Here is a 25,492-nt window from a genome sequence, read left to right as displayed (position 1 = left end):
TTCATTCACCTCACCCCTATCAGGAGCATCCCATCATGTCAGAGTCGCGTCTTCTCGAAGGCAAGGTCGCCGTCATCTCCGGAGCGGCATCGCCGCGCGGGATCGGCATGGCGACGGCGCGCATGTTCGCGAAGCACGGCGCCAAGGTCGTCATTCTCGATCTCGATGCCGCCGCCGCGCGCGAAGCCGCCAGCAGCATCGGCCCGGAACATCGCGGCTATGTATGCGACGTGACCGACCGCGCCGCCTGCGGCGCCGCCGTCGACAGCATCGTCGCGGACCTCGGCACCATCGATATTCTCATCAACAACGCGGGCATCACGCAGGCGTTGAAGCTGCTCGATATCGACAGCAAGAGCTGGGACCGCATTCTCGATGTGAACCTGCGCGGCGTGCTGTATCTGTCGCAGGCGGTCGTGCCGGTGATGAAGCGCAACGGCGGCGGATCGATCGGCTGCATGTCGTCGGTGTCGGCGCAGCGCGGCGGCGGCATTCTCGGCGGCCCGCACTATTCCGCTGCGAAGGCGGGCGTGCTCGGTCTCGCGAAAGCCATGGCGCGCGAGTTCGGCATCGACGGCATCCGCGTGAACTGCGTGACGCCGGGCCTCATTCAGACCGATATCAACGCGGGCAAGATCAGCGACGAAAAGCGCGTCGAGATTCTCGCGGGCATTCCGCTCAATCGTCTCGGCGTGCCCGATGACGTCGCGGGCGCGTTCCTGTTTCTATCCGCGCCGATTTCCTCGTACATCACCGGCGCCGTCATCGACGTGAACGGAGGCATGCTGATCCACGGATAAACGCTCACGCGCACAGGGCGCGACATCGGATAACAACACTTATATCGACATCATCAGGTTGGAGGAGCACACCATGACCATTCGCACGAAGGACAGCGGCATCGACCGGCGCACGTTTCTGAAGGCGGGCGCGACCATCGCCGCCGCCGCGCCGCTCTTTGCCATCACGACGCGCCGCGCATCGGCGGCGGAGTTTTCGTACAAGCTCGCGACCGGACAGGACCCGACGCATCCGGTGAACATTCGCGGCCAGCAGGCGTGCGACAAGATTCGCGAAGCCACCGCCGGCCGGGTCGATATCAAGCTCTTTCCCGCCAACCAGCTCGGTTCCGACACCGACCTGCTCTCGCAGGTGCGCAGCGGCGGCGTCGAGTTCTTCAACCTGGCTTCGTCGATTCTCGCGACGCTGACGCCCGCCGCTGGCATCGTCAACACGGGCTTCGCGTTTCCGGATTACGACACGGTCTGGAAAGCGATGGACGGCGATCTCGGCGGCTATATCCGTCAGCAGATCGAGAAGTCGGGGATCATCGCGGTATCGAAGCCCTGGGACAACGGCTTCCGTCAGGTGAGTTCGTCGACGCGCGTCGTGAAGACGCCCGCCGACCTGAAGGGCTTCAAGATCCGCGTGCCGCAGGCGCCGATGCTCACGTCGCTGTTCAAGTCGCTCGATGCCGGTCCCGCGCCGATCAACTTCAACGAACTGTATTCCGCGTTGCAGACGGGCGTGGTCGAAGGTCAGGAAAATCCGCTGCCGATCATCGCGACGGCGAAGCTCTACGAAGTGCAGAAGTCGATCAGCCTGACCTCGCACGTATGGGACGCGTACTGGATTCTCGGCAACCGCCGCGCGTGGGAGAAGCTGCCCGCCGACATGCGCGCGATCGTCACGCGCGAATTCGAGGCCGCCGGCATGAATCAGCGCGCGGACATCGCGAAGCTGAACCTGTCCTTGCGCGATGACCTGAAGGCCAAGGGCATCAACATGGTCGACGTGGATCGCGAAGCCTTCCGCAGCGCGCTGAAGAAAACCAGCTTCTATACCGACTGGAAAGCGAAGTACGGCGAACAAGGCTGGGGCGCGCTCGAGAAGTACACCGGCAAACTGGTATGAAGACCATGCAGACGATCATGCTTCCGCATCCGGCGCCGCATCGCAGTGTCGCCGCGAAACTCGATACCGTGCTCGGCCATCTCGTGGAGATTCCGGCTGCGTTGCTGGTCGTGGCCGAAATCCTCGTGCTGCTCGCGGGCGTGACGAGCCGCTATGTGCTGCATACGCCGCTCGTCTGGTCAGATGAACTCGCGTCGATGCTGTTCCTCTGGCTCGCGATGCTCGGCGCGGTCGTCGCGCTGCGCCGTGGCGAGCACATGCGGATGACGGCGCTGGTCGGCATGGCGTCGCCGGGGATGCGCGCGTTTCTCGATGTGGTCGCGATCGCCGCGCCGCTCGCGTTCCTCGCGATGGTCGTCGGCCCGGCCTTCGATTTCGCGCAGGACGAAGCCTTCATCACGACGCCCGCGCTCGACATTCCCAACTCGTGGCGCGCGGCGGCGCTGCCGATCGGCTCGGGCCTGATGCTGCTGGTCGCGTGCCTGCGGCTCGCGCGCGTCGGCGACTGGAAGCTCGTGCTCGGCGCGCTCGCGCTGGTCGCGGCCATCGCGGGCGCGTTCTACGCGGCGAGCCCGGTGCTGAAGGATCTCGGCAATCTGAACCTGCTGATCTTCTTCGTCGGGCTGGTTGCGGTGTGCGTGCTGTCGGGCGTGCCGATCGCGTTCTCGTTCGGCCTCGCGACCTTCGGCTACCTCGCGCTGACGACGAGCACGCCGCTCGTCGTCGTGGTCGGGCGCATGGACGAAGGCATGTCGCATCTGATTCTGCTGTCGGTGCCGCTGTTCGTGTTCCTCGGCCAGCTGATCGAGATGACAGGCATGGCGGCCGCGATGATCGCGTTCCTCGCGAGCCTGCTCGGCCACGTGCGCGGCGGCCTGTCGTACGTGCTCGTCGGCGCGATGTATCTCGTCTCCGGCATCTCCGGCTCCAAGGCCGCCGACATGGCCGCCGTCGCGCCGGTGCTGTTTCCCGAGATGAAGGCGCGCGGCGCGAAACCCGGCGATCTGGTCGCGTTGCTCGCGGCGACCGGCGCGCAGACCGAAACCATTCCGCCGAGCCTCGTGCTCATCACGCTGGGTTCGGTCACGGGCGTGTCGATTTCCGCGCTGTTCACGGGCGGCATGCTGCCGGGCGTCGTGCTCGCGATCACGCTGTGCGCGGTCGTGTGGTGGCGGTATCGCGTGGACGACCTGTCGAACGTGAAGCGCGCGACGCGCGGCGAAATCGTGCGCCGGCTCGCCATCGCGCTGCCCGCGCTCGCGTTGCCGTTCGTGATTCGCGCGGCGGTCGTCGAAGGCGTCGCGACGGCGACGGAGGTATCCACCATCGGCATCGCGTATGCGATTCTCGCGGGCCTCCTGATCTACCGCCGCTTCGAATGGACGCGCCTCAAGCCGATGCTGATCGATACCGCCGCCCTCTCCGGCGCGATCCTGCTCATCATCGGCGCGGCGACGAGCATGGCGTGGGCGCTCACGCAATCCGGCTTCTCGGGCCAGCTCGCGCGCACCATGGCCGCGCTGCCCGGCGGCGCGTGGATGTTCATGGCGGCGTCGATCCTGGTGTTCATCGTGCTCGGCAGCGTGCTCGAAGGCATTCCGGCGATCGTGCTGTTCGGCCCGCTGATGTTCCCGATCGCGCGGCAAATGGGCATCAACGAGGTGCACTACGCGATGGTCGTCATCCTGTCGATGGGCGTCGGCCTGTTCGCGCCGCCGTTCGGCGTCGGCTATTACTCGGCGTGCGCGGTGAGCCGCATCCATCCCGACGAAGGCATGAAGCCGATCATCGGCTACATTCTGGCGCTGATCGCCGGCCTGATTCTCGTCGCCGCCATTCCGTGGATCTCCACGGGCTTCCTGAAATAACTCTCTTCCTGTCCCTTTGATGCCGCTCCTCGCCGGAGCGGCAAGGAGAAGTCATGTCTTCCATCGACACGCAGCCGCTGTCGAACGCCATTCGCTTTCTCGCCATCGACGCCATCGTGCGCGCGGGCGAAGGTCATCAGGGCGTGCCGCTCGGCATGGCCGAAATCGCGACCGCGCTGTTCACGCGCCATCTGAAGTTCAATCCCGCCGATCCGCAATGGCCCGACCGCGACCGCTTCGTGCTGTCCAACGGGCACGGTTCGATGCTGCTCTACGCCGTGCTGCATCTGACGGGTTACGCGAACTTCGGCATCGATCAGATCAGGACGTTTCGCGACATGGGCTCGCATTGCGAAGGCCATCCGGAATTCGATACCGCGTCGGGCATCGAAGTGACGACGGGACCGCTCGGGCAAGGCATCGCGAATGCGTTCGGCATGGCGGTCGCGGAAGCGTATCTGAGCGCGAAGTTCGGCGATCGCCTCGTCGATCACCATACCTATGCGTTCGTCGGCGACGGCTGTCTGCAGGAAGGCGTCGGGCAGGAAATGATCTCGCTCGCCGGGCATCTGAAGCTCGGCAAGCTGATTCTGTGCTGGGACGACAACCGCATCACCGATGACGGCAGCACGGCGCTGTCCATCAGCGAGGACGTGAGCGCGCGCTTTCGCGTGGCGGGCTGGCATGTCGTCGAAGTCGACGGGCACGATCTCGAAGCGGTGTCCCGCGCGCTCGAGGCAGCGAAGCAGGACCCGCGTCCGTCGATGATCGCGTGCCGCACGGTGATCGCACGCGGCATCGCACGCTTGCAGGGTCAACGCGGCGGCCATAGCGGACGTCTCTTCGAAAAGGACGCCGATGCCGCGCGCAACGAACTGAACTGGCCGCACCCGGCCTTCGAGATTCCCGCCGATGTGCTGAAAACCTGGCGCGACGCGGGCCGTCGCAGCGAAGGCGAATATCGCGCATGGCGTGAGCGGCTCGCGTCGCTGTCCGCACAAGATCGCGCCGAGTTCGATCGCATCCAGGCTGGTGAGTTGCCCGCCGGCTGGCGCCGGACGCTCGAAGACTACAAGCGCGAGGCGACGAAGCAGGACGAAGCGCCCGGCGGCATCATGATTTCCGCCGAGATCAACGATCTGCTCGTGAACGTGCTGCCCGAACGCATGATCGGCTGCGCGGACCTCGAAGCGCCGACGAGCCACAAGCGCAGCCTGCGCGCGTTCACCGCCGAGGATCGCGGCGGCGCGTACGTGCATTGCGGCGTGCGCGAACACGTCATGGGATCGATGGCGAACGGCATGGCGGCGCACGGCGGCGTCGTGCCGCTCGCGGTCACGTATCTCGCGTTCGCCGACTACGAGCGCCCGGCCATGCGGATGGCCGCGCTGATGGGCTTGCCGGTGAAATTCGTCTTCAGCCACGATTCGATCGGCGTCGGCAAGAACGGCCCGACGCATCAGCCCGTCGAAATCCTGGCGTCCTTGCGCGCGATGCCGAACATGCGCGTGTTCCGTCCCGCCGATGCCGTCGAAGCCGCCGAATGCTGGATGCTCGCGTACGAGCGCAAGACCGGCCCGAGCACCATGGTGTTCGCGCGCCAGGCGCTGCCGCTCGTGCGCCGCACGCACGACGACGCGAACCTGAGCGCGCGCGGCGGCTACGTGATCGCGGATGCGGATGGCCGGCCGCGGCGCGTCACGCTCATCGCGACGGGATCGGAAGTCGCGATTGCGCTCGCCGCGCGCGAGCAATTGCAGGCGCAGGGCATCGCGACCGCGGTCGTATCGATGCCGTGTTGCGAACTCTTCGACGAGCAGGACGCGCCGTATCGCATGAGCGTGCTCGGCGTCGACAGCGTGCGCGTCGTCGTGGAAGCGGCCGTGCGCTTCGGCTGGGACCGCTATCTCGGCGAACGCGACGGCTTCGTCGGCATGAAGGGCTTCGGCGCATCGGGACCGGCCGAGACGCTTTACGAGCACTTCGGCATCACGCCGGCGCATGTCGTCGCCGAAGTGAAGCGGCATCTTTGAACCTTCAACTCAGGAACACCATGCAGAAGATCGTCTTTCTCGACCGCGAAACGCTCGCGCCGCAGATCACGCTCAAGCGTCCCGCGTTCGAACACGAACTCGTCGAATACGGCCGCACGGCGCCCGACGAAGTCGCGTCGCGCTTGCAGGGCGCGAGCATCGTCATCACCAACAAGGTGGCGATCACCGCGGATGTCGTCGCGCAAGTGCCGACGCTCAGGCTCGTCGCAGTCGCGGCCACCGGCACGGATGTCGTCGACAAGGCGGCGTGCGCGCAGCGCGGCATCGTCGTGTCGAACATTCGCGGCTATGCGGTGAATACCGTGCCCGAGCATACTTTCGCGCTGATGCTGGCGCTGCGCCGCAACCTGATCGCGTATCGCGATGACGTGCTCGCCGGCGAATGGCAGAAGTCCGGCCAGTTCTGCTTCTTCAATCACGCGATCCGCGATCTGGGCGGCGCGACGCTCGGCATCATCGGCGAGGGCGTGCTGGGGCAGCGCGTCGCGGAGATCGCGAAGGCGTTCGGCATGAAGCCGAAATTCGCGGCGCACAAAGGGCGCGGCGACATGGGGCCGCTCTACGCGCCGTGGGACGACGTGCTCGCGACCAGCGATGTCATCACGATCCACAGCCCGCTCACGCAAGCGACGCGCGGCATGCTGTCGAGCGCCGAATTCCGCGCGATGAAGAAGAAGCCGCTCATCATCAACACGGCGCGCGGCGGTCTCGTCGATGAAGCCGCGCTGGTCGCCGCGCTCGACGAAGGATTGATCAGCGGCATCGGCTTCGACGTGCTGACGACCGAGCCGCCCGCGCCCGACAACGCGCTGATGCGCGTCGCAAACCGGCCGAACGTGATCGTGACGCCGCACGTCGCGTGGGCCTCGGATGAAGCGCAGCAAACGCTCGCCGATCAGTTGATGGACAACGTCGCGGCCTTCGTCGCGGGCCATCCGGTCAACGTGGTGTCATGATGCGTCGGCGATGCCGAGCGCGTGCAGCAACCACGCCTTGAACGTCTCGAATGCCTCGTGCCGATGCGCCCTGCGCGGATGCACGAGATAATGCCCGACATATTCCACTTCGCGCGTCGAACCGGCGAGCGGGCGCACGAGTTCGCCGCGTTGCAGTTCGCGTTCGGATAGCAGCGTCGATTCGAGCACGACGCCCAGGCCATCGACGGCGGCGGCGATCGCCATCGAACTGCGGTCGAAGCGCAGACCGTAGTGTGTCGGCGGCGGCAGCTGATTGGCTTCGAACCAGCCTTTCCACTGATACATCTGCACTTCGCACTGAATCAACGGCATGTGATACAGGTCTTCCGGCTTGCGGATGCGCTCCGCGAGCGCGGGCGTGCACAGCGGCGCGAGCCCTTCGAGCGCGAGCGGAATCTTTTCGTGCGGCGATGGCTTCGGCTCGCCATAGACGATGTCGAGATCGAAGTCGTCGTCGAAACGCGCGTAATCGGTGCTCGCCGAAAAGCGCAGATCGATGTTCGGATGGTCGCGCACGAAACCCGCGAGCCGCGGCAGCAGCCATTGCGTCGCGAAGCTCGGCGCGGTGTGCAGCCGCAGCGGCGTGCGCTCTTCGCTCGTCAGCAGCGCGAAACCGCGCTGCATCTCGTCCATGCCGCGCTGAATGTGCTCCATCAGCATCGCGCCTTCGCGCGTCAGACGCACTTCGCGCGTGCTGCGCAGAAACAGGCGATGTCCGAGCAGATCCTCCAGCTTGCGCACCGAATGACTGACCGCGCTCGGCGACAGACTCAGCTCGCGCGCGGCATCGGCGAAAGACAGCGTGCGCCCGGCAGCCTCGAAAACCCGGATATACGAAAGCGGAACCTTGCGGAAGACGTTCATGCGCGGGATTCGTGAATGGCATTCAATAGTTGGTGCAATCTTTTCTTTTGTCAGCCCCGGTTGTCAAGGCTAAATTAGGCCGACCTCGTTCCTACACCCGTCCGATTGCTGAACAGGAGACAACTGCAGCTATCGGGGGTTGTCGAGGCACTCACTCCCGTCTTTCGCAGGAACAGCCATGACAATGATCACAGAGGCCGAGCCGCAAGCAGGCCCGGCGTCGGCGCAGTCCGCCACCGTCGCGAAGCTCGACCATCACGCGTATCGCATTCGCCGCTTCGCGCTGCGCATGGGCGAAGTTCAGGGCCAGGGCTACATCGGCCAGGCGCTCGGACTCGCCGATGCCCTCGCCGTCGCCTGGTGCCACGCGATGAACATCCGCCCCGGCGAGCCCGAATGGGAAGGCCGCGACCGCTTCCTGCTCTCGCACGGCCACTACGCGATCGCGCTTTACGCGGCGCTGATCGAAGCGGGCGTCATCCCCGAGGAGGAGCTGCAAACCTACGGTTCGGATGACAGCCGCCTGCCGATGTCCGGCATGGCGACCTACACGCCCGGCATGGAAATCTCGGGCGGCTCGCTCGGCCAGGGCCTGACGATCGCTGTCGGCATGGCTCTGGGCCTGCGTCTGAAGGGCAATCCGGCCTTCGTCTACAACTCGATGTCCGATGGCGAGCTCGACGAAGGCGCGACCTGGGAAGCTGCGCTGTCCGCCGCGCATCACGGTCTCGGCAATCTGATCACGATGGTCGACATCAACCGCCAGCAGGCCGATGGCGCGTCGCACGACGTGCTCGGCTTCGAACCGCTCGCGGACAAGTTCGTGTCGTTCGGCTGGCACGTCGAGCGCGTGAACGGCAACGACATGCCCGCGCTCGTCGCGGCGTTCGACCGCTGCCGCGCGCTCACCGAAGCGAAGCCGCGCGTGATCCTGCTCGATACGCTGATGGGCAAGGGCGTGCCGTTTCTGGAGACGCGCGAGAAGAATCACTTCATCCGCGTCGATCCGGAAGAATGGCAGCAGGCGATTGCCGTGCTCGACCAGAACCACGCAGCAGCACAGGGAGACCGGGCATGAGCGCCGTCGCTGAAAAGAAACCCCGCCTGACGACCTCCGCGATGATCGCGTCGATCGCGTCGGAAGGCCAGAAGACGCGCCCGGCGCCGTTCGGCCATGCGCTCGTCGCCGAAGCCGAGAAGCGCGGCAACATCGTCGGCATGACGGCCGATCTGTCGAAGTACACGGACCTGCATATCTTCGGCCAGGCGTTCCCCAAGCGTCACTTTCAGATGGGCATGGCCGAGCAGTTGCTGATGGGCGCGGCGGGCGGCATGGCGAAGGAAGGCTTCATTCCGTTCGCGACGACCTACGCCGTGTTCGCGACGCGTCGCGCGTACGACTTCGTCCATCAGGTGATCGCGGAAGAGAACCTCAACGTGAAAATCTGCGCCGCGCTGCCGGGACTCACGACCGGTTACGGCCCGAGCCATCAGGCGACGGAAGATCTCGCGCTGATGCGCGCGATTCCCGGCATGACCGTGATCGACCCGTGCGACGCGCTCGATACCGAGCAGGCGGTCGCCGCCATCGCGGCGCACGACGGCCCGGTCTACATGCGCCTCCTGCGCGGCAAGGTGCCCGCCGTGCTCGACGATTACGACTACAGCTTCGAACTCGGCAAAGCGAAGATGCTGCGCGACGGCGCGGACGTGCTGATCATCTCGTCGGGCATCATGACCATGCGCGCGCTGGAAGCCGCGCAAGCGCTCGACGACGGCTCCGCGAGCGTCGGCGTGCTGCACGTGCCGACCATCAAACCGCTCGACGAAGCCACCATCGTCGAGCAATGCAGGAAGCCGGGGCGTCTCGTGATCGTCGCGGAGAACCACAGCGTGATCGGCGGTCTCGGCGATGCCGTGACGAGCGCGCTCGTGCGTCATCGCGTGCTGCCGGAGTATCGGCATGTCGCGCTGCCCGACCAGTTCCTCGATGCGGGCGCGCTGCCGACGCTGCACGACCGCTACGGCATTTCGACGCTGTCGATCGTCGAGAACATCAAGACGTGGCTGAAGTGAGCGGAGAGAAGAGCATGAACGTGACATTTGTCGGCATCGGCGCAATCGGTCTGCCGATGGCGCTGCGTATCCGGGGCGCGGGACACAGCGTGACCGGCGTCGATCTGTCGCCGCGCGCGCTCGAACTGGCGAAGCAAAGCGGCCTTCCCGCCGTCGACAGCTTCGCGGCCGCGCCCGCGCCGCACGTCGTCATCGCGATGGTGGCGACGCCGCAGCAACTCGCATCGCTCGTGGAAAGCGTCGGCACGAAGCTCGACGGACAAACCTGGGTCGTCATGTCGACGGTTGGTCCGGACGCGGTGCGCGCGCAAGGCGAACGGCTCGCGGCAGCGGGCGCGCGCGTCGTCGATGCGCCCGTGACCGGCGGCACTGCTCGCGCGAAAACCGGGCAACTGGTGATCTTCGCGTCGGGCGACGTGCGGGACATCGACGCCGCGCGCCCCGTGCTCGACGCAATGGGCAGCGTGCGCGTCACCGGCCCCAGGCTCGGTGACGGCCAGGCGATCAAGGTCGTCAATCAGCATCTGTGCTCGGTGCATATCGTCGCGGCGGCGGAAGCCCTTAATCTGGCGCGCTCGCTCGGCCTCGATCCGGCGGCCGTGCTCGAATTCATCGAGAAAGGCGCGGCGGGTTCGTGGATGCTGTCCGATCGCGGTCCGCGCATGCTGCAAGGCACGGACGTCGACGTGACGAGTTCGATCAACATCTTCGTGAAAGACAGCGATCTCGTGGCCGATGCCGCGAAGTCGTGCGGCGCGGACGTGCCGCTGCTGTCGACCGCGAACGCGCGCTATCGCGAAGCCGCCGATGCGGGACTCGGCCTGCGCGACGACAGCCGCGTCATCGAAACCTGGAAGCAGTCCTGAAGCCGGGACCCCACTTGTCGCGTTGAAAGCGCCTCTTCGAAGGCGCAACGCAGTATCCGGAGACGACACAACATGAGCAGCAACAACGAAGACCGCGCGGTGAAAGTCGCCGTCGCGTCGATGATCGGCTCGGCGGTCGAGAGCTACGACTTCTTCATCTACGGCACCGCCGCGGCGGCCTGGTTCGGCAAGATCTTCTTTCACACGACCGAGCCGATCGTCGGCATTCTGGCGTCGTTCGCGACGCTCGCGATCGGCTTTCTAATGCGCCCGTTCGGCGGCTATCTCGCCGGGCATTACGGCGATCGCGTCGGCCGCAAGGCGGTGCTGTTCTGGTCGCTCATCGCGATGGGCGGCGCCACCGTGCTGATCGGCTTCCTGCCGACTTACGCGCAGGCCGGCGTGCTCGCGCCAATCCTGCTGATTCTGCTGCGCATGGTGCAGGGCATCGGCTTCGGCGCGGAATGGGGCGGCGCGGTGCTGATGGCGTGCGAGCACGCGCCGGAAAAGCGGCGCGGCTTCTTCGGCGCGGTGCCGCAGCTCGGCATTCCGCTCGGCCTGCTGCTCGCGAACGGCGCGTTTCTGTTGTCGGGCGCGCTCTTCGAAGGCGACTGGATCTGGCGCATGCCGTTTCTGATGTCCTTCGTGATGGTCGCGATCGGCATCTTCATCCGGATGAGCGTGTCGGAATCGCCGGAATTCGAAGCCGTGAAAGCCGAGAACAAGGTGATGAAACAGCCCGCGCTCGCAGTCATCAAGAGCGACTGGCGCAGCATTCTGAAGATCATCGGCCTGCGCATGGCGGAAACGGGCGGCTACTACATCACGACGAGCTTCATGCTGTCGTACGTCACGCTCGCGCATATTTCGACCACGCGTCATGTCCTGTGGGGCACGTTGATCGGCTCCGCGCTCGGTCTCGCGAGCCATCTGATCTACGGCGCGCTGAGCGACAGGATCGGCCGCCGCCCGGTGTTCATGATGGGCGCGCTCTTCACCATCGCGTTCGGCGTGCCGATGTTCATGCTCATCAACACCGGCGCGCTCATCATGGTGATCGTCGCGGTCGCGCTGTCGCTGCTCTTCAGTCACGACCCGATCTTCGCGGTCGAAGCAAGCTGGTTCTCCGAGCAGTTTCCCGCCAATGTGCGCTCGTCGGGGATTTCGCTCGGCTATAACGGCGCATCCGTGATCGCGGGTCTGTTGCCGATCATCGCGACCGGGATGTACGGCGCGTTCGGCTGGATCGGACCGGCGCTGATGTTCTCGTCGCTCGGAATCGTCTCGACATGCTGCGCACTGGCGATGAAGGAAACCGCGCCCGCCGTGCTCGAAAGACGCCAGCCGCAGCACAGCGCGGAACGACGTTACGCTGCGTGAAAAATTGCCTCGACGATGGCATCAGAACGGACTGATGCCTGACATGCCACCGTCGACGGCAAGGTCCGCGCCGGTCATGTAGCGCGATGCATCGGACGCGAGGAAAAGCATGGCCGCCGCGATTTCAGCGGGCTCGGCGGGCCGCTTCATCGGAATCACGTTCGACCAGTCCAGTAGTTGCGCTTCCGACATGCCCAGGCTATCGAAAATCGGCGTGTTGGCGACGCCCGGTGAAATGCTGTTGACGCGTATGCCGGATTCGACGAACTCTGCCGCGAAACTCTTTGCAAGCGACACGACGGCCGCCTTCGACGCGCAGTACGCCGAGAAGTTTTTTGTGCCCTGACCGGCCGCGAGCGACGCGACGAGAATGATCGATGCCGGACGCGCTAGAAACGGCAGCGCCTCGCGCACGGTGACATAGACTCCGCCGACGTTGGTGTCGAACACATCGGAGAATTGCTCCAGCGATGTATCGCGCACCGGCGTTTGCCGGGAAATGCCGGCATTGGCGACCACCACATTCACCTTGCGCTGGAAGTGGTCCGCGGCGTGCTCATAGAGCCGTTTCATATCGTTCGTGCTGGCGGCGTCCGCAACGACAGGCAGCGCGTGCTCGCCGAGCATCTCTGCGGCGCGTCGCAGTTTCTCCGCATCACGCCCGCTGATCACCACACGCGCGCCTTCGGACACGAATCGTTCGGCGGCGGCAAGGCCTATGCCACTGCTGCCGCCGGTCACTACCGCGAGTACGTCTTTCAATAGCATCGTGTTGTCTCCGCATGTCGACGGCTGATTTCAGGCTAGTGCGCCGGCACGACCAGCGGTTCGCCCTTCCTGACGATGTACGTTGCCAGTTCGGATGCATTGCCGTCGCCGACGTTTCTTGCCGAGTGAACGGTCCCCGCCGGAATGAAAAGCGCGTCGCCGGCCTTCAGGGTCACGGGCGGCCGGTCATCGAGCCGATACTCCAGGGTGCCTTGCAGTACATAGGCGATCTCTTCACCCGGATGCGAATGTCTGGCGGCAAACGCACCAGGATCGAAGTCGACCTTGACCTGTATGCCTTCACGACCCGGCGCGCTCAGGTCCTGCTTGACGAGGTCCGTGCGATGGATTCCAGAAGACTGCGCATTCGCCGGCTGCAGGGACGACCCCGCCGCCGCGACCAACAGCGCCGTAGCGATGCCTGAGATCAGTTTCATCGTCAACTCCTTGAGCGACAGCCGGGCGATCAAAAGGAAATACGCTAATAGACGCGGCAAAAACTACGCATTGCCGACGTTCTACTATGCGCCGAAAACGTACCGGCTTCCCGTGTATGAACGAATGAACCTGTCGGGCATCTCTTTCTGCAGGATCTGGGCGAACGTTTCTCCGGAGCAGTGCATCGGAATGATGTAGTCAGGATCGACGTCCCTCAGCGCAGCGACGGTTTGCCTGACGTACTCTTCCTTTTGCGGCGCCAGATGAAATCCTCCCGCCACCGCATGCACTTTCTGGACGCCAGAAACCTCCATCGCGCGCCGGACCGTGTTGATCACGCCGCGATGGCTACACGAGGTAATCACAACCAGACCGCGCCCCTTCACGTTGAAGCATGTCGCTAACTCATGCTGGAAATCATCGGGGATGACCTGCACGCTTTGCTTTTCGGTCGCGAGCTTGTCCGGAAAGCAGCCGATGCCATCCTTGGTGCCCACATGCATGCGGCTCGGCGACATCACCTGTTCGAACGATGCGGTCGGTATCCTTCCCGTGGTGAAACCGTGATCGGCGATGATCGACGGCGCTTCGGTGCTGAAGACCTTGATCCTGGCGGCTGTCAACGCGCGACGATCGATCGCGCCGAAATCTTCGATCTTGCCGGCCGTCCACTCGCGCGTGCAGAACGCCTCTTCGCCGCCCAGATACAACGGCAGGTCGGGTCGAAGCCTGCGCTGGTTGTGCTGTAGAAATCCCGCGAGCCCGCCGAAGTGGTCGTAGTGACCGTGGCTCAGAACGAGTGCGTCGAGCCGTTCCGGGGCAATGCCCAGCATGGACAAGTTGTTCTCCAGCGTCTCCGACGTGAATCCGAAATCGATCAGCATGTTGCGCGTCTCGCCATTGCCGTTCGATTCGACGTGCATGGACAAACCAAACTCGCCTAGCAACGATTTGCCTGCCGGCGGCATGCCGAAGCGCGTCACTTCGACGTTGCCTGTCCTTCCGCTCGGCGCGATCGCCAGTTGGTAGCTATCCGTGACCACCCGCAGCGCAACGCGGTCGACCGTGGGTACGTCGCTCGCGAGGGGCTGGGCTGTGGCGACGGATGAAGAGCTCAGGAGTGTGCCGATGAGTGCGCTGAAAGTCGCCGACGCACTACAGCACAGGAACATGCGGCGAGACGGCCCGTGAGCATGCATGCATTGCGGCATGATGACCTCCCCAGAGGAAATGCCACACTCGCGCACGCCCCGCCCCGGCACGACGTCAAGTGAATGCGTACGCACTTCGAACTTAGGCCGTTTGATTGGACTAGTCCAGACTCTGTCAAACCGCATTCAGAGCGCGCGACGGACGTTCGTGCCAAACCGCTTGCAAGGGCATCAAAAACTCACGCACGATCGGACTGATTCGCGCTCACCTTGCAGTTTGCCATCGGTGTACTAACGTTTCGTTTGGAACAGGTCGATGGAGGTTGCCATGCGCGCGCTAACGATTCTTCTGGCCCTGTTGGCCATTCCCGCCCTCGCACTGGCCGACGCCGTGAGCACCTCGAACAACAACTCGACGCTCACCGTCACGCGCGACGATCCTATCTATAACCTGAATCTGCCGAGCGATCCCGTGCAGCTCGTCCGAACGCTCGAATGGAACGTCGACGGCCGGCGAATCCTGATCTATCCATCCGGCCCTTCGACCTTTATCGACCTCGGACACATGCACGCGGACGCGCATGTCACGACCAATCAGATACACGCGCAAGGCCCTATTCTGGGTTACGGCACAGGCGCCCTTTCAGGCACGGTGCTGGGCGGCATCGTCTATACCGTCGACGGCGACACCGCCGGAACGCTCAGATCCCGCTTGACCGAAAAGGTCGACATCCAGAACAAGAGCAATGCGCCCGTGCAGCTATGGATGAGCGGTCTCGGCTATAAACCGAGTCAGTCGAATCTCGAAGTGCCGGATTACAGCGGGCTGGATATCGTCGGCACGACGGTGGCCGTCATCACGAATCGTTCGATCACGGAAATTCTGCCAGCGCCGCAGAACTCGTTCGGCGAGGTCACGATTTTTCCCGTCGTCAGTTTCGTGGGCTTCAATCCGCTGATCAACCAGAGCGTGACGATCCCGCCCGGCGCGACCTTGTCGATGATCAGCGAGATCAAGGTGTCGCGCACGTCGAGCCAGATTCAGCAGTTCCTTCGTGAAAACGCGCCGAGTCGCTTTCAGGATTCGCCCCTGCTGAACAACCCGTTCATACGCGTGCCCTGAGCGGCCGCTACCGGGCGATATCACCGGGCTGTGACGTACGGCCGGATGCTTTCGCCGCAGCCGCCTTCTGCGATGCCAGCCGGAATTTCGCGGCCTGTACTTCGCCATCCGGGAAGTCGGCCCATGCGGTTGGGCTGTAGCCGGATTTTTCGGCCTGAACGAGATCCGCGCGGACTTGCGCGCGCGTAAGGGACTGGCCGTCTCCCTGAGCGTACGAAACGACCGGCGCCGCAAAGACCAATGCAACGACTGCTTTGATGAACGCTTTCATGTCAGCGCCTCCCAGTAATCCTTACAGGGATACTAGGGGAAAACGCCTAGTTATCAAGGCATGAAGAGTGTGCGTCGCAACAATTCAGGGATGCTATGTTCTGAACAATCTCGTCGCGGGCGGAAAGGTCGCGGGTGGATAGATGCACCATGACCCATCGCCATGGCGGAAGAAGACGATCGCAAAAGCAGCGGACGAGCGCGCGACTTCGATACGAACGGCGCGCCATGGCATGCGCTGCGAGCGAGCCGGCCTGCTGACACGCATGCTCTCGACGGCGCCGAGCCAGTCATGCACGAGATATCGAAGCGATGTGGTCGGCTGTCTCATGACCGTCTCGCATTACGCTGAGCGCCGCTCAAATCGACGAAGCCGTGAATATCGCTCAGCACTCCAAGCGATGACTTGCATCGCCGCAGCAGGTTCAAGGTCCAGACTCGCATGATCAACTCCGGGAAGGCTTACCGTCATCATCGGGGTCATCGCTGCTTCGGTCCATTGAGATCAATTGCCGATGCCTTAACGAAACCCTCAAGTCATTCAGTGCAACGCATCGCGTCTCGCGAGCGGCTTGAACAGACGACTCCATGCGAGGCTGACGAGTATCGTCGCGCAGCCTCCGACGACCACCGAACCCACGACCCCGAACGACGCAGCCGTCAGGCCGGACTCGAATTCGCCGAGCTGATTGCTCGCGCCGATGAACAGCGTGTTCACGGCGGCGACCCGTCCGCGCATGCGATCCGGCGTTTCCAGTTGAACGAGCGTCTGCCGTACGATCACGCTGATCGTGTCGGCGCCGCCCGAAATCGCCAGCAGCAACAGCGAGACCGAAAACGACCGGGACAGTCCGAAGCCGACGATGGCGAATCCGTAAATGGCGACGGCAATCAGCAGCTTCTTGCCGACTCCGCTGACGATGGCGCGTCGGGAGAGAAAGAGACCGACGCATAGCGCACCCACCGCCGGCGCGGAACGCAGCAACCCGAGGCCTTGCGGCCCGACATGCAGAATCTGTTTCGCGTAGACCGGCAGCAACGCGGTAGCGCCGCCGAACAGCACCGCAAACAGATCGAGCGAGATGCCGCCGAGCAACAGCGGATTGCCCCAGATGAAACGCAGTCCCGCGAGAATCGTATTCGCCGTGACAGGTTCACGCGGCGGCGGAACGTAGTCGTAACGGACCCATGCATACATCACGGCGCTGATGCAGAAGAGCACCGCGCTGGTCAGATAGACGGCGATCACACTGACCGCGAACAGCATCCCGCCCATCGCGGGACCGGCGATGACGGACGTTTGCTGAACCACGGTGCCGAGCGCCATCGATCGCGCGAGCAGTTTCTGCGGAACGAGCATCGGCAGGAGCGCCTGCTGCCCCGCTATCTGAAACGGCCGGATCGCGCCGAGCGCGAGCGACAGCCCGAGCAGCACGTCGCGGGTCATGGCATGCCCGAGCGTCGCGATGACAAGCAGCGTCGCGATGACGGCCTGCACCGCGAGACAGGCCGCGACCATCCGTCCGCGATGCATCCGGTCGGCGCAATGTCCAGCGACGAGCGTCGTGGCAAGCCCGGGGACGAACTGAAAGAGCCCGACCAGGCCCAGATCCCACGCGCTCGACGTCAGGTCGTACATGTGCCAGCTGATTGCCAGCATCAGCATCTGCTGCGCCGAAATCGACCCGAAGCGAGCAATGAGAAATCGCGTCAGCGGCGCGTGGCGAAGCAGCGCGGTTCCATCGATGCGCGCCTCCACGGACGACGATGACGAATCGCGTGAAGGCGTCATTCCTGGCGCTTATCCGAGCGAACCGGTGACATCGTCGAACAGTTCGTCGACGGACAGGCGGCGCGGAATGATCTTCTGATCGAGCGCCCAGTCAACCGCCAGTTGCAGCCCTTTCCGGTTCGCCTCAAGCCCGATCGGCGGAAACACCGCAGGCACGCTCTCCGCGCTCGCACGGCTCTCGACGATCATCCGATACAGTTCGCGAACGATATCGGGCCGCTCCTTCGACAGCTTCTCGTGCACCACGAACATATGGTTGATCGGCACCACGCCGGTACGCGAGAACCAGTCCTTCGCGGCGGCATGCGCGTCGGGGACGAGCGTGCGAACGCGCTCGTCCTTCGGCATGTCCTCGCCGAGCAGCGCGGCCGCGAGTTGCCCGTCGAGCATCATCTGCGGAATCGACGAACCCGCCGGCAAGCGCTGGCAGTTCTGCGGATCGCTGTACTCGGCGAGGTGGCCGTCGCCCAGCGTCATCCATGTGACCTTGTCGAGATCGACTCCGTATTCGTGGCGCAGGATGCCGCGAATCCACAGCGCGGTCGTTTGCGTGTAAGTCCGCACGCCGACCTGCTTGCCTTCGATGTCCTTCGGATCGAGATGACCGAAATCGATGTTGTACCCGGCGCAGTGATGCTGAAAACGTCCGGAAATCGGCGTCGGCAACAGCACGTACGGCTTTCCGTACGCCTTCGCCTGCAGGAACGTGACGATCGCGAGTTCACCGGCGTCGAACCTGCTCTCGCGCACCATCGCCTTGAAACCGTTGTGCGCGGGCGTCGGACCGCAGTAGTCGAGCGTCACGAGGTCCGAGCGCACGCGGCCTTCGCGCATCGCTTTGGTCACCGCGTAGTCGGCCAGGTTGACGCGCAAGGTCGTCTGCGTCGTTGTCATGGTTTTTACTCCTTTTGCTTAGCTTTTCTGATTAAAGCCTGACCTCAATCAAACTCGGACCCGGCTCGCGCGCCGAATCGACCAACGCCTTGTGGAAACTCTCCGCCGTCTCGACGGCCACGGCCGGCACGCCCATGCTCTTCGCCATCGCGAGCCAGTCGATGCTCGGCTTGTCGATATCGATCATCGAGAGCGCGCGTTCACCCGGCGCGCCCGCGCCCATGTTGGCGTACTCCGCCTTCAGGATCGCGTAGCTGTTGTTCGCGAAGATGATGGTCGTCACGTTCAGCCCCTCGCGCGCCTGCGTCCAGAGCGACTGAATGGTGTACATCGCGCTGCCGTCGCCGACCATGCAGAACACGCGCCGGTCGGGACACGCGAGCGCCGCGCCGGTAGCGACGGGCGTCGCATAACCGATCGAGCCGCCCATGTTGTTGATGAGATCGTGCGGCAGCGCGCCCATCGTCAGGCTCATCGACTCGCGCCCCGTCGTCAGCGACTCGTCCACGACGATGCAATGCTCGGGCAACGCCGCGGCCAGTGCGTGAGCGATGCTCGTCGGGTTGAGCGCGCCGGTCGGCTTCCGCGTCTCGATGCGCGGCTGGAGAACGGGCGCCGCGCCGCTCGCGCCGAGTGCCTGCAAGAGCATGTCGAAAGCAAGTTCGCTATCCTCATCGGCTTCGACGAGCGTATGCACGAGCGTGCCTTCCGCCTTGAGCAGGCTCGGCTTGTCTGGATACGCGAAGAAGGCCACCGGCTCGCGCGTCTCGACGGTGATGATGTGCCTGAAGTCCTCGAGGAACGCCGTGGCCTGCGCGACCGCATACGGAATGCGCGCGAGCGGCACCCGGCCCGCGCCGCGTTCGATGCGCGCGGTGAAGAACTGCGAGCCCAGCGTGGCGTTGCTGGCGGCGGCCACGCGGCCCGCCTTCTCGAGGGCCGCGCCGCGCGTCGCCTTGTTCGCGAGGACGATCAGCGCCGGCTCGCCCGAGCGCAGCGCGCGCGCGATGTGCTCGATGCGCGCGGCGGACGGCGCTTTGCGCGCTTCGGCGCGAACCGGCAACACGGCGGGCGTTGCGGTCACGGTCTGCCAGGATGTATCGCCGGGCAGGATCAGCGTGGCGATCTGTCCCGGATGCTCGCTCGCCTTCGAGACAGCCTGCGCCGCATCCCACGCGATAGTGTCCGGCGATTCCGCGCGGCGCACCCAGTGGCTCAGCGGCCGCGCCAGACCTTCGATGTCGGAGGTCAGCGGCGGATCGTACCTGAGATGCGATACCGAATGCTCGCCGACGACGTTGACCATGCCCGACGACGCGCGCTTCGCGTTATGGATGTTCGCAAGTCCGTTCGCCAGGCCCGGCCCGAGATGCAGCAGCGTCGACGCGGGCGTGTCCTTCATCCGGTACCAGCCATCGGCGGCGCCGGTGGCCACGCCTTCGAAGAGGCACAGCACGCTGCGCATCTTCGGATTGTTGCCGAGCGCGGCGAGAAAATGCATCTCCGACGTGCCCGGATTGGCGAAGCAGATGTCCACGCCCTGCCCGACCAGCGTCGCGACGAGACTTTCGGCGCCGTTCATCAGTAACCCGCCAGTTCGCGTGCGAGACCGACCACGCCGTAGGTGCGCGCGGGCGCCGACATCAGAAAGCGATAACCCTCCTCCTGCAAGCGGCGATGATTCTTGGCCGTGACATGCGGATTGCCGACCACGACCTTGTGCTTGTGGCAGGTCTCCGCGATCTGACGCATTGCGGCGACGACTTCCGGATGCTCGTACTGACGCGGCAGCCCGAGTTCCTGGCTGAGATCGCCCTCGCCGATCAGAATGAAGCCGATGCCCGGCACGTTGGCGAGGATGTCATCGAGGTTTTCGATTGCCTGCGTGCTCTCGCACATCAGCCCGACGAGGATTTCGCCCTGCGGGGCGAGCGGCCACACATCGGCTTTCTCGTAGTAATCCTGCATCGAGAGGCCCCAATAGCGCGCCGCATTCGCGGGGCCATCGCCGCGAACGCCCCTGGGTTCGTAGAGCGGCGCGTTTTTCGGACGCGCATAACGGCACGACGCGACCGCGTTATACGCCTGCTCGACCGTCGCCACGTGCGGCCAGATCACGCCATAGGCGCCCCGATCGAGCACCTGCTTGGCGAAGCTCTGGTTCATCTCGGCGCCGTTCGCGGGAATGCGCGCGAGCGGCGTCACCTTGGCCGCTACCGATCCGGACTCGGCAATCTGCTTGCGGCTGAGCATGTACTGCAGTGCGTCGCCGAGCGCGCTCACGTCATACGGGTTGTGCTCCATTTCGAACACGATGCCGTCATAAGGCGAATCGCTCATCTCGATGGCGGTCTGCTTGTCGAGCTTGGCGAACGCGGCGTGCGCGGCCTTGCCCGATTCGAAGGCGCGGATGATGCTGTTCAGGCGGATGTTGGACATGGTGATCTCTCTTTTTTCTCAGCTCAAAGCCGGATAAAGCGTCTGCGCGGTCTTGCCGAAAATCCACGCGCGGTCTTCCTCGCCGAGGCACGCGAGCCCTTGCCCGGCCGTCGCGAGAATCTCGCTCAGCGTGCCGGGCGAAGTCGGGAAGTTCGAACCCCACGCCAGGCGCTGTGCACCGAAGGCCTCGACCACGCGCGGGAAAAAAGTCGCGGCGCTCGCCTTCTCTTTCTTCACGTCGCCGAAGATGCGCGGCGTGAGCTTCATATAGACGTTCGGCAGATCGGCGAGCTCGAACAGGCTGGCGGCGTTGGCATACGGCGGACCATCGAGCACATCGGGACGCGCGAGGTGATCGAGAATGATGTTCACCGCCGGGAACTTCGTGGCGAGCATGCGTACTTGCGGCAAGCCGACCGGTCCGGTCTGGATGCACATGGGCAGCTTCAGCTCGGCCAGCATCTCCCACGCCTTGAACGACTTCGGGTTATCGAGTTCGCTGGGATCGAAATCCTTGGTCGATCCGCCGGTGAAGATGCGCAGACCCGCCAGGCCCTGGTCGGCCCAGCCCTTGATGACCGCGGGCACGTCGTCGGCCAGCATGTCGACGGAACCCACGGCGATGAGCCTGTGCTTGTACTGATTGCAGCCGTCGACGACATAGCTGTTGTCGAAGCCGTACGTCGTCGACGAATGCACGACCGCTGCCTTGGCGACGCCCGCTTCGTCCATCGCCGCGATCAATGCCTCGACCGTATTGGGCCTTTCCTGCGACCAGTCCGAGCGCTTGCCGAAGAGCGGCGCGGGCGGATAGCGCTTCTCGTCATCGGAGATGATATGAGGATGAATGTCGATGATGTTCATGGTGTCCGTTCAACTCTCGTCGAATCACAGTCCTTTGGCCTTGAGATGCTGGTCCAGCCGCGGATACACGCGCCGCGCATTGCCTTCGAAGATCGCGTGGCGATCCGCACCGCTTAACGCCGTGCATGCGTCGAGGTAGCGCTTGGTGTCGTCGAAGTACTGGCCCGTATTCGGATCGCGCCCGCGTACCGCGCCGATCATCTCCGAACCGAACAGCACGTTGCTCGTCGGCACGACCTTGGTCAGCAGTTCCACGCCCGGATGGTGATAGACGCAGGTATCGAAGAAAACGTTGTTCAACAGCCCTTCGAGAGGACGTTTGGCCATCTCCAGCGACATGCCGCGATAACGCCCCCAGTGATAAGGCACCGCGCCGCCGCCGTGCGGAATGACCAGACGCAGCGTCGGGAAGTCCTTGAACAGATCGCCCTGCAGCAACTGCATGAACACCGAGGTATCTGCGTTCAGGTAATGCGCGCCGGTGCCGTGATGACACGGATTGCACGATGCCGCGACGTGGATCATGGCCGGCACGTCGAGATCGCACAGCGCTTCGTAGAGCGGATACCACTCGCGGTCGGTCATCGGCTTGCCGGTCCAGTAGCCGCCGCTCGGATCGGGATTCAGGTTGCAGCCGACGAAACCCATCTCTTCGACACAGCGGCGCAGCTCGGCCACCGAGTTCTTCGGCGGCGCCAGCGGCGACTGCGGCAACTGACACACCGGCACGAAGTTGTCCGGGTACAGATCGCAGACGCGGCGCACGAGGTCGTTCGACACCTCGGCCCATTCGAGGCTCGTGCGCTCGTTGCCGAGGTGATGGCTCATGAGACCGGCAATCGGCGAGAACAGCGTGAGGTCGCCGCCGCGTTCCTTCTGCAGGCGCAACTGTCCGTTGCCCACGCCTTCGCGGATGTCGTCATCGCTGACATGCGCGCCCGAGAGCGGCGGCGCGTTGGCCGGATCGTTGGCCGAGTCGATCTGTTTCGCGCGCCAGTCGCGAAACGATGCAGGGACGGTCGTGAAGTGACCGTGGCAATCGATGATCATGTTGCTGGCTTTCCGTATGAATTTAGACGCGGGGATCGACGAACAGCTCGCTCATCGACATGCGGCGCGGCGTCAGGCCCTGTTTGAACGCGGTGGCTTCGAGCGCTTCGATCGTCTTGCGGTTTTCCTCGATGCCGTACGGCAGCGGATCGTGGCCGACGATCTTGCGCAGCTCGAGATACTTCTGGTTCTTCTTGTCGTTCAGTTCGCCCGCGTCGAGTTTGTCGAGCCAGTCTTTCTTCGCTTTGTCGAAGGCGTCGTAGATCGACTTGGCGACCCACGGATGCTCGGCCAGCACCGAATCCTTCACGACGATCGTGCCGTGCATCGGATACACGCCGGTGCGGGCGTAGTACTCGGCCTCCAGCTCATCCGCGTTCGGGAACAGATCGGGGTAATCGGCTTCCACTTCCCGCCAGCCGCCGGTCGGCGCGCCCGTGCGGCCGATCCCGGCGTTGCCGTGGAAACCCGCCACGAGTTCACCCTTGGCCATCATGTCCGCGAGCGAGCTGCCCTCGGGTGCGTGAATCACGTTCGGCGGCAGCTTGAGCTGCGTGACGTGCTCCTCGTCGTCGACGACCCACGTCACCTTCGACGGATCGAGGCCGAATTCGTCGATCAGCACCTGGCGCGTCCATGCGCCGGTGGTCACCGAGTAAGCGCGCACGCCGACCTTCTTGCCTTCGAGGTCCTTGGGCGTCTTGATGCCCGCGTCCGGACGCACCAGCAATCCGGAATGGTGAAAGCGGCGCACCACGAAGATGGGCAGCGCGACGAACGGCGCACCGTATGCACGGGCGATAATGTAGGTCGTCGGCGCGAGTTCGCACACGTCGAATTCGACGTCACGCACCATGCGGCGAAACGCGCCGATCTGCGGCTGGACCGTGACGAACTCGGCATCGACACCTTCGATGGGAATCGAGCCGTCGCGAATGGCCGAGGTGTGCGGATGCTCGGCAATCGCGAGCTTGAGGTGAAGCTTGTTTGCCAACTTAGTCTCCTTGGGAAAGTAGCCTGTCTGCACGGGTCATCTCGTTGACGTCATGATCTTCCCGCGCCTATCACCCGTCTATTGAATTAAGCCGCGCCTCTGTTAACCATCCGGTAAAGGCATTACGGTTCAGTTAATGCGATGCGGCTTCGAAGACTTCGGCGTCCCTTGCGCCGTCGCGTCGTGGTCCGGCCGTAGCTGCCGCGCAGCCTCTTCGAGACACTCGATCATCAGTTGCGCGCTGGGCGTCAGGCTGCGATTGCGATTCCACAGCACGCCGGCCGGCCGCAGAAGCCTGGGCAGGCTCAACGGAAGCGTGCAAAGCGGCTGTGTGGTGTCGTTGGCGGGCGTGCCAGCCATGACCGCGATGAAATCCGAGATCTGCAAATGCGCGCGCGCGACGTGAACCGAGAGCGTCTCGATGTAATTGGTCGTGAGCGGCACGTTATGCGCTTCGAGCGCGCGTTCGAGCGGATCGCGCAGGATCGAACCGGGTGGCGGCAGAATCCACGGATACGGATGCAGGTCCGCCCACGTCAGGCTCTTTCTGCGCGCGAGCGGATGATGACGGCCGGTCATCAGCGTCACCGGTTCTTCGAGCAGCTCCTTTTCCTCGAAGCTGCCGAGCGTATCCGGCGGCGGCAGACGGCCCACGACCAGATCGAGACGGCCTTGCCAGAGTTCCGGAAGCAAGGACGCCTTCGTCCCTTCGATCACCATCACGTTGGTGCCGGGCGAGCGATGCTTGAGCAGACTCAGCGCCTGCGGCAGCAACGCGGAGGCCGACGCCGGCAACATGCCGATATGCACCTTGCCTTCCGTTCCGGAACTGAGCGCTTTCAGTTCGTCGCGCGCCTGATGCAGGATCGTCAGCATCTCGCGCGCATGGCGGATCAGGCAATCGCCGTATGGCGTCGGCACGAGCCCCTGCGCCGTGCGCGAAAAAAGCGTGAGTCCGAGGCCGCGTTCGAGTTCGGCAAGTGACTTCGATACCGCCGGCAGGGTGACGTGAGTGACATCGGCCACCTGAGTCAGATTGCGATATGTATCGATCGTCACGAGCAGGCGCAGATGCCGCGCCTTCAGGTTGATTTGCAGATACCAGTCCAGCCCTGACACGTGATGTCCCTCCCACGCCTTGTCGATCTGTCCGCGCCCCTCAGTCCTTGGGCCGAAGCGCGTGCAAGGTCATGCCGAGTGAAATCGAAGTGAAATAGCCCACCGTGACGAGCAATTCGGCGATCACGTCGCGGCCCAGTGCGGCCTCGTACCGTGCGAAACGGGCATCGTCGATCGCCCCGCCGGAGAGCAGGTCGCAGACGGCTGCGCAGATCAGGCCGAAGCGATCGTCGTCCGTTTCGGGTCGCCGCTTTTCCAGAATGGCCGTCACCACCGGTTCCGGCACGCCTGACTTCAGCGCGTGCCGCCGATGGTTCGCGATGACATACGGCGCGTTCCAGAACACCGCCGTCGCGAGAATCGCGACTTCGCTTTCCGCCTCGCTCAGCACCGGAGAACGATCGACATGCGTGCCGATGATTTCCATTCCTTCGGCCAGACGCGGGTTATGCAGCCAGATGTTGAACGGCGTGGGAATTCGGCCACGCCCCTCGCCCAGCCGCGCGATGACCTGCTTTTGTGCATCGCTCGCGCGTTCTGCGTCGATTCGTTCGAGTCGGTCGTTCGACATGCTGTTTCTTTCCACTCAAG

At 64.1% G+C, this 25,492-nt stretch carries 24 protein-coding genes; 10 read left to right on the top strand and 14 right to left on the bottom strand.

Annotated features, from left to right (window positions below; all coding sequences use genetic code 11):
• Positions 1 to 35: 35 nt before the first annotated feature.
• From NK8_RS21875 to NK8_RS21855, 5 genes are all read left to right on the top strand, one after another.
• Positions 36 to 800 carry an SDR family NAD(P)-dependent oxidoreductase gene (locus tag NK8_RS21875; protein ID WP_213231074.1) on the top strand — a complete coding sequence of 255 codons (765 nt, stop codon included), beginning with the start codon at positions 36 to 38 and terminating at the stop codon, positions 798 to 800.
• 73 nt (positions 801 to 873) lie between these two features.
• A complete protein-coding gene (locus tag NK8_RS21870) occupies positions 874 to 1,914 on the top strand; it encodes a TRAP transporter substrate-binding protein (RefSeq protein WP_061178457.1) in 1,041 nt (346 codons plus the stop codon).
• A 5-nt stretch (positions 1,915 to 1,919) separates the two neighbouring features.
• Positions 1,920 to 3,782, top strand: a complete 1,863-nt coding sequence (locus NK8_RS21865; protein WP_162069174.1) for a TRAP transporter large permease subunit — start codon at positions 1,920 to 1,922, stop codon at positions 3,780 to 3,782.
• A gap of 53 nt (positions 3,783 to 3,835) precedes the next feature.
• Positions 3,836 to 5,815, top strand: coding sequence for a transketolase (gene tkt, locus NK8_RS21860; protein WP_213231073.1), 1,980 nt, complete (start codon positions 3,836 to 3,838; stop codon positions 5,813 to 5,815).
• Positions 5,816 to 5,835: 20 nt separating this feature from the next.
• Positions 5,836 to 6,792, top strand: coding sequence for a D-2-hydroxyacid dehydrogenase (locus tag NK8_RS21855; protein ID WP_213231072.1), 957 nt, complete (start codon positions 5,836 to 5,838; stop codon positions 6,790 to 6,792).
• On the opposite strand, the gene NK8_RS21850 is transcribed toward NK8_RS21855, so the two are convergent.
• The gene (locus NK8_RS21850) at positions 6,787 to 7,677 is read right to left on the bottom strand and encodes a LysR substrate-binding domain-containing protein (protein ID WP_213231071.1); all 891 of its coding nucleotides are present in this window, start codon (positions 7,675 to 7,677) and stop codon (positions 6,787 to 6,789) included. The genes NK8_RS21855 and NK8_RS21850 overlap by 6 nt on opposite strands.
• Before the next feature lie 289 nt (positions 7,678 to 7,966).
• On the opposite strand from NK8_RS21850, the gene NK8_RS21845 reads away from it, so the two are divergent.
• The 4 genes from NK8_RS21845 (at position 7,967) to NK8_RS21830 (ending at position 11,999) form a co-directional block, all read left to right on the top strand.
• Positions 7,967 to 8,755 (top strand): transketolase, encoded by a 789-nt coding sequence (locus tag NK8_RS21845; RefSeq protein ID WP_301549891.1) that lies wholly within the window; start codon positions 7,967 to 7,969, stop codon positions 8,753 to 8,755.
• Positions 8,752 to 9,753 carry a transketolase family protein gene (locus tag NK8_RS21840; RefSeq protein WP_213231070.1) on the top strand — a complete coding sequence of 334 codons (1,002 nt, stop codon included), beginning with the start codon at positions 8,752 to 8,754 and terminating at the stop codon, positions 9,751 to 9,753. Before NK8_RS21845 ends, NK8_RS21840 begins: the two co-directional genes overlap by 4 nt.
• A gap of 14 nt (positions 9,754 to 9,767) precedes the next feature.
• On the top strand, positions 9,768 to 10,619 hold the full coding sequence (locus NK8_RS21835; protein WP_213231068.1) for an NAD(P)-dependent oxidoreductase: 852 nt from the start codon (positions 9,768 to 9,770) through the stop codon (positions 10,617 to 10,619).
• 72 nt (positions 10,620 to 10,691) lie between these two features.
• Positions 10,692 to 11,999 carry an MFS transporter gene (locus NK8_RS21830; RefSeq protein ID WP_162068863.1) on the top strand — a complete coding sequence of 436 codons (1,308 nt, stop codon included), beginning with the start codon at positions 10,692 to 10,694 and terminating at the stop codon, positions 11,997 to 11,999.
• Between the two features lie 21 nt (positions 12,000 to 12,020).
• Here NK8_RS21830 and NK8_RS21825 read toward each other — a convergent pair whose 3' ends face one another.
• The 3 genes from NK8_RS21825 to NK8_RS21815 form a co-directional block, all read right to left on the bottom strand.
• Positions 12,021 to 12,767 (bottom strand): SDR family NAD(P)-dependent oxidoreductase, encoded by a 747-nt coding sequence (locus NK8_RS21825; protein WP_213231066.1) that lies wholly within the window; start codon positions 12,765 to 12,767, stop codon positions 12,021 to 12,023.
• Positions 12,768 to 12,802: 35 nt separating this feature from the next.
• Entirely contained in the window at positions 12,803 to 13,204 is a 402-nt protein-coding gene (locus NK8_RS21820; protein ID WP_213231064.1) for a cupin domain-containing protein, read from the bottom strand.
• An 84-nt stretch (positions 13,205 to 13,288) separates the two neighbouring features.
• Complete coding sequence (locus tag NK8_RS21815) at positions 13,289 to 14,416, bottom strand: MBL fold metallo-hydrolase (protein WP_213231062.1); 1,128 nt, start codon at positions 14,414 to 14,416, stop codon at positions 13,289 to 13,291.
• A 268-nt stretch (positions 14,417 to 14,684) separates the two neighbouring features.
• Between NK8_RS21815 and NK8_RS21810 the strand changes: the two genes are divergently transcribed.
• A complete protein-coding gene (locus tag NK8_RS21810) occupies positions 14,685 to 15,479 on the top strand; it encodes a hypothetical protein (protein WP_213231060.1) in 795 nt (264 codons plus the stop codon).
• Positions 15,480 to 15,486: 7 nt separating this feature from the next.
• On the opposite strand, the gene NK8_RS21805 is transcribed toward NK8_RS21810, so the two are convergent.
• The 10 genes from NK8_RS21805 to NK8_RS21760 all read right to left on the bottom strand — a co-directional run bounded on the left by NK8_RS21805 (position 15,487) and on the right by NK8_RS21760 (position 25,472).
• Positions 15,487 to 15,750: a DUF4148 domain-containing protein gene (locus NK8_RS21805; protein ID WP_213231058.1), complete on the bottom strand. Its 264-nt coding sequence runs from the start codon at positions 15,748 to 15,750 to the stop codon at positions 15,487 to 15,489.
• A gap of 540 nt (positions 15,751 to 16,290) precedes the next feature.
• Entirely contained in the window at positions 16,291 to 17,415 is a 1,125-nt protein-coding gene (locus NK8_RS21800; protein WP_301549890.1) for an MFS transporter, read from the bottom strand.
• Between the two features lie 135 nt (positions 17,416 to 17,550).
• Positions 17,551 to 18,435, bottom strand: coding sequence for a phosphate ABC transporter substrate-binding protein (locus NK8_RS21795; protein WP_213231054.1), 885 nt, complete (start codon positions 18,433 to 18,435; stop codon positions 17,551 to 17,553).
• A 31-nt stretch (positions 18,436 to 18,466) separates the two neighbouring features.
• Entirely contained in the window at positions 18,467 to 20,017 is a 1,551-nt protein-coding gene (locus NK8_RS21790) for an acetolactate synthase large subunit (RefSeq protein ID WP_213231052.1), read from the bottom strand.
• Complete coding sequence (locus NK8_RS21785) at positions 20,017 to 20,874, bottom strand: HpcH/HpaI aldolase/citrate lyase family protein (protein WP_162068853.1); 858 nt, start codon at positions 20,872 to 20,874, stop codon at positions 20,017 to 20,019. The genes NK8_RS21790 and NK8_RS21785 overlap by 1 nt, the downstream gene beginning before the upstream one ends.
• Positions 20,875 to 20,892: 18 nt before the next feature.
• Positions 20,893 to 21,738 carry an amidohydrolase gene (locus NK8_RS21780; protein ID WP_213231050.1) on the bottom strand — a complete coding sequence of 282 codons (846 nt, stop codon included), beginning with the start codon at positions 21,736 to 21,738 and terminating at the stop codon, positions 20,893 to 20,895.
• Positions 21,739 to 21,762: 24 nt separating this feature from the next.
• Positions 21,763 to 22,788 carry an amidohydrolase family protein gene (locus NK8_RS21775; RefSeq protein ID WP_213231048.1) on the bottom strand — a complete coding sequence of 342 codons (1,026 nt, stop codon included), beginning with the start codon at positions 22,786 to 22,788 and terminating at the stop codon, positions 21,763 to 21,765.
• A 22-nt stretch (positions 22,789 to 22,810) separates the two neighbouring features.
• Positions 22,811 to 23,782 (bottom strand): ABC transporter substrate-binding protein, encoded by a 972-nt coding sequence (locus NK8_RS21770; RefSeq protein WP_213231046.1) that lies wholly within the window; start codon positions 23,780 to 23,782, stop codon positions 22,811 to 22,813.
• A gap of 129 nt (positions 23,783 to 23,911) precedes the next feature.
• Positions 23,912 to 24,901 (bottom strand): LysR substrate-binding domain-containing protein, encoded by a 990-nt coding sequence (locus NK8_RS21765; protein WP_162068849.1) that lies wholly within the window; start codon positions 24,899 to 24,901, stop codon positions 23,912 to 23,914.
• Positions 24,902 to 24,941: 40 nt separating this feature from the next.
• Positions 24,942 to 25,472 carry a carboxymuconolactone decarboxylase gene (locus NK8_RS21760; protein ID WP_162068848.1) on the bottom strand — a complete coding sequence of 177 codons (531 nt, stop codon included), beginning with the start codon at positions 25,470 to 25,472 and terminating at the stop codon, positions 24,942 to 24,944.
• Positions 25,473 to 25,492 lie beyond the last annotated feature (20 nt).

The sequence above is a fragment of the Caballeronia sp. NK8 genome (assembly GCF_018408855.1).
Taxonomy (GTDB): domain Bacteria; phylum Pseudomonadota; class Gammaproteobacteria; order Burkholderiales; family Burkholderiaceae; genus Caballeronia.
The sequence above is the reverse complement of the archived record's forward strand: the minus strand, read 5'-3'. Positions and strand labels throughout refer to the sequence as shown.